General features: G+C 68.1%; 3 protein-coding genes. 2 read left to right on the top strand and 1 reads right to left on the bottom strand.

Annotation, left to right across the window (positions count from 1 at the left end):
• A partial coding sequence (gene purU / locus ACR9ZK_RS21075) for a formyltetrahydrofolate deformylase (RefSeq protein ID WP_481343922.1) occupies positions 1 to 773 on the bottom strand: 773 nt, incomplete at its 3' end.
• A 292-nt stretch (positions 774 to 1,065) separates the two neighbouring features.
• On the opposite strand from purU, the gene ACR9ZK_RS21070 reads away from it, so the two are divergent.
• Together ACR9ZK_RS21070 and ACR9ZK_RS21065 are read left to right on the top strand one after the other, a co-directional pair.
• Positions 1,066 to 2,535 (top strand): aldehyde dehydrogenase family protein, encoded by a 1,470-nt coding sequence (locus ACR9ZK_RS21070; RefSeq protein WP_481343921.1) that lies wholly within the window; start codon positions 1,066 to 1,068, stop codon positions 2,533 to 2,535.
• Positions 2,532 to 3,449: quaternary amine ABC transporter ATP-binding protein (locus ACR9ZK_RS21065; protein ID WP_481343920.1), on the top strand; the 918-nt coding region annotated here is incomplete at its 3' end. The genes ACR9ZK_RS21070 and ACR9ZK_RS21065, both read left to right, overlap by 4 nt.

Raw genomic sequence — 3,449 nt, 5'->3', positions numbered from 1 at the left:
TCCGTCGTCGGCAGCGTCAGATGTGTATAAGAGACAGGTTCCACCCGGGCCGCGTCCTGCTCGATGATGGGGCCTTCGTCGAGGTCCGCCGTGACGTAGTGCGCGGTCGCGCCGATGAGCTTCACACCCCGGGCGTGCGCCTGGTGGTAGGGCTTGGCCCCCTTGAAGCTCGGCAGGAACGAGTGGTGGATGTTGATGACCTTGCCCTCGAGCTTGGTGCACAGGTCGTCGGACAGGACCTGCATGTACCGCGCGAGCACGACCAGGTCGACGTCGAGCTCGTCGACGAGGGCCAGGAGCCGGGCCTCGGCCTCCTCCTTGGTGTCCGGCGTGACCGGGATGTGGTGGAAGGGCACCCCGTACGTCGTGACGATGTCCTCGAAGTCTCGGTGGTTCGACACCACGCCGGCGATCTCCACGTTCAACGCACCGATCCGCGCGCGGTAGAGAAGGTCGTTGAGGCAGTGCCCGAAGCGTGAGACCAGAATCAGGGTACGGGTCGGCGTCGCGGCGTCGTGGAGCTGCCAGGACATCTGGAAGGCCTGGGCGACCCTCGCGAAACGGTCCTTCAGCTGGGCAAGGTCACCGTTGACGACGCTGAACTGGACCCGCATGAAGAACGTGTCACTGAGCCGGTCGTCGAACTGCTGACTCTGGCTGATGTTCCCGTTCTGCTGGACGAGGAAGCTGCTGACGGCGTAGACGATCCCGGGTGCCTCCGGGCACGAGATGGTCAGGACGTACTCGCTGCCGGCCGCGGGGCGAGGTGCCATGTGGGTCCTCCAAACGATGCGTATTACACAACACGAAGAGCAATACGCAACAGTCTGCCGTCGATGGTGGTTCGGGTCAAGCACTCCGACCGCAGGCGCAGGACTTGAGGCAGGTGGGGTCACGGACGGCCGTTCGTTCGGCCGTCGACGTGATTACCGGTCCGGTCTTTCGGGTATGCCGCAGGGTCTTGACAGTCGCACAGACCGGGGCCACTCTGTTGCACCATTAGCAAACAGGTGCGCAATGAGAGACAGCATTCGCTCGCCTGTTCTCCATGGAGAAGGGTGCGGCATGCCAGAGCTCTACGTGGACGGCGAGTGGGTCGAGGCTCTCTCCCGACGTCGTCGGGAGATTCGATGTCCGGCTGACGGACGTCTCGTCAGCACCGTCTCGGAGGGCGGCAGCGCCGACACCGTCAGCGCGATCGCGGCAGCACGGCGGGCCTTCGACGAGGGGCCCTGGCCGCGGACGCCCGAGGTGGAGCGGGGGGCCCTGCTCCTGCGGACCGCCGACCTCCTGCAGCGCGACAAGGCGCAGTTCGCGCGTGCGGAGAGCCTCGACACCGGAAAGCGGCTCGTCGAGGCGGAGTACGACATCGACGACGTCATCAGCTGCTTCCGTTACTACGGGGGCGTCGCGGGCACCGACGCCGGGCGGGTCATCGACACCGGTCGCGACGACGCGATCAGCCGGGTGGTCCGCGAGCCGGTGGGCGTCTGCGGGCTGATCACCCCGTGGAACTACCCGCTGCTGCAGACCTCGTGGAAGGTCGCCCCGGCCCTGCTCGCCGGAAACACCTTCGTCCTCAAGCCGAGCGAGCTGACCCCGTCGACGGCCATCCTGCTCATGCGCAGCCTCGAGGAGGCCGGCCTGCCCGCCGGCGTCGGCAACCTCGTGCTCGGCCCGGGTGACCAGGTCGGCGCCCCGCTGGCTGAGCACCCGGACGTCGACCTCGTCTCGTTCACCGGGGGTCTCGACACCGGCCGGTGGATCATGGCCGCCGCCGCACAGACGGTCAAGAAGGTCGCCCTGGAGCTGGGCGGCAAGAACCCCAACATCATCTTCGCCGACGCCGACCTCGAGACGGCTGTCGACTTCGCCCTCACCGCGGTGTTCCTGCACTCGGGCCAGGTGTGCTCGGCGGGCTCGCGACTCATCGTCCAGGACGAGGTGCACGACCGCGTCGTCGACGAGGTGGTCCGGCGTGCCGAGGCCATCCGGCTGGGGGGCCCGTTCGACGAGCGCGCCGAGACCGGCGCCCTCATCTCCGCAGCGCACCTGGAGAAGGTGTCCAGCTACGTCAAGGACGGGATCGCCGAGGGAGCGGTCCTGCGGTGCGGGGGTTTCCGAGCCGACACGGAGGGTCTCCAAGACGGCTACTTCTACCGGCCCACCGTGCTCGATGAGTGCCATGCTGGTATGCGGGTCGTGCAAGAGGAGTCCTTCGGTCCGGTGCTCACCGTGGAGCGGTTCACCGACGAGGCGCACGCGGTGCGCATCGCCAACGACACCCCCTACGGTCTGGCAGGAGCGGTCTGGACCCAGGACGCCGGCCGTGCGCAACGGGTGGCCCAGCGGCTGCGGCACGGCACCGTGTGGATCAACGACTACCACCCCTATGTCCCCCAGGCGGAGTGGGGCGGGTTCAAGCAGTCCGGTCTCGGCCGTGAGCTGGGTCAGGCCGGGCTCGCCGAGTACTACGAGACCAAGCACGTCTGGCAGAACATCCGCCCGTCAGCCCAGAGGTGGTTCAGCGGATGAGCACGCCCTCGCAGTCGACCACCCAGGCCCAGTCCACCCAGCCCCAGTCCACCCAGCAGGTCAGCCAGCAGGTCAGCCAGGAGAGTGCAGGAGAGGCCACCATGACAACTGCCACGAGCGACGAGCTGCTCGCGACCCCGACCACCCCGGCCGGGGCACCCGGCCGCTCGGCGGACCCGGTCATCTCGGTCCAGAACCTCTGGAAGGTCTTCGGCGCCAAGGGTGCCGACGTGCCCACCTCCCCGGAGCTGGGGGCCCTGTCCCGCCGTGACCTCAAGGAGCGCACCGGCTGCGTCGCAGCGGTCTGTGACCTGAGCTTCGACGTGGCGCCGGGTGAGGTCTTCGTCGTCATGGGCCTGTCGGGCTCGGGCAAGTCCACTCTCGTCCGCTGCCTCACGAGGCTGATCGAGCCCACCGCCGGCCAGGTGCTGTTCAAGGGCGAGGACATCCTCCAGGCCAACGAGCGGTCGCTGCGCGAGCTCCGCCGGCACAGCATCGCCATGGTCTTCCAGCACTTCGGTCTGCTGCCGCACCGCCGGGTCGCCGACAACGTCTCCTACGGACTCGAGATCCGCGGTACCGGCAAGAAGGAGCGTGCCCAGCGCGCTGCCGAGGTCATCGACCTGGTGGGGCTCTCCGGCTACGAGAACTCCTTCCCGGACCAGCTCTCGGGCGGCATGCAGCAACGGGTCGGCCTCGCCCGGGCGCTGGCCGGCGACCCGGAGGTGCTGCTGTTCGACGAGCCCTTCTCGGCGCTCGACCCGTTGATCCGGCGTGACATGCAGAACGAGGTCATCCGGCTGCACCACGAGGTCGGCAAGACGATGGTCTTCATCACCCACGACCTGTCCGAGGCACTCAAGCTCGGCGACCGCATCCTCATCATGCGCGACGGCCGGCTCGTCCAGGTCGGC

It is taken from the genome of Monashia sp. HAY1-5C, assembly GCF_056755255.1.
This window is presented reverse-complemented; position numbering and strand designations above follow the sequence as displayed.

Excerpts from the sequence above, each read along its gene's own strand:
- ACR9ZK_RS21070 (WP_481343921.1), top strand. The coding sequence starts at position 1,066 with ATGCCAGAGCTCTACGTGGACGGCGAGTGGGTCGAGGCTCTCTCCCGA.